This is a genomic window from Streptomyces sp. SID11385 (genome assembly GCF_010548245.1).
Classification (GTDB): domain Bacteria; phylum Actinomycetota; class Actinomycetes; order Streptomycetales; family Streptomycetaceae; genus Streptomyces.
The window spans coordinates 1-997 of the sequence record NZ_JAAGLR010001012.1; the positions used below are offsets into that span (position 1 = coordinate 1).

A 997-nucleotide genomic window follows, 5' to 3' on the forward strand; every position below is an offset into this window, starting at 1 on the left:
GGGAGGCCGCCTGATGTCGCTCATCGCCACCCTGGCGCGGCTCGAAGCGGTGCGCGCGGGCCGCGCGCAGCCGCTCGCCACGCGCCTGCACCGGCACCTGTCCGAGCGGCCCCTCGTCCTCGTCCCGCTCACCACCGCCGGTGAGACGGGCGCCCCGCTCGGCGCGCTCGTCGGGACCGAGCGCGAGCGCCCCCGGCTGCTGTACGTGCCGCAGCCGCGCGACCGCGAGCTGCGCTTCGGCTTCCTCGCGGCGCTCGCGGCCGAAGTGCTCCCGTACGTCGAGTCGTTCGCGTCCGATGTCGAGACGGTGGAGCGCAAGGAGACCGAGCCGGAGACGGGCAAGAAGGTCACGGTCGAGGCCGAACTGTGCCGGGACGCGCCGCAGTTGCTCGTGCCGAGTGCGGCGGGCATCGAGTTCGTGCGGCTGCTGGGGCGCTCGATGCGCTTCCGGCGGACCGCCGAGCAGGACCCGGACGAGCCGTATCCGGCGCCCGCGCGGGTGCCGCTGCTCGGGCGGTGGCTCACGCACTTCGGGGAGCGCGCGCGGGTGCCGGGGTCCGCGCTGCTGCTGCCGATGACGGGGCTGCTCGGGCGGCACTGGGCGACGGGGCAGAGCCGGATGGAGGAGCAGCATCTCGGCGCGCTCCTCGGCTGGCTCGACCCGCCCGCGGGCCGCGACGGCGCCGCCGCCGCGCTCGCCGCCGAGCTGGACCGGGACGAGGAAGGGCAGTTGCGGCACCCACCGGCGGGCCCCGCGACCGATCCCGCCTTCGACAACAAGCTCCTCGCCCCCGCGATCGAGCGCTACGACACGGCCCGCCTGCGCTTCGCCGCCGCCGAGGACCCCGAGCGCGCCGACGCGCTCCTCGCCGCCCTGCACGAGGCCGAGCACGCGATCGGCCGGCTCGTCCTGCGCGCGACCCGCCCCACGTGGGACGCCGTGTGGCAGGGGCTCGACCTGCTCCGTACGCTGCCCGAGGCCCCGTACGCGGCCGAG

At 76.9% G+C, this 997-nt stretch carries 1 pseudogene; it reads left to right on the forward strand.

What is annotated here, in order from left to right:
• Positions 1 to 13 precede the first annotated feature (13 nt).
• Positions 14 to 997: pseudogene (locus G3I42_RS30915) on the forward strand (hypothetical protein); the annotation flags it as partial.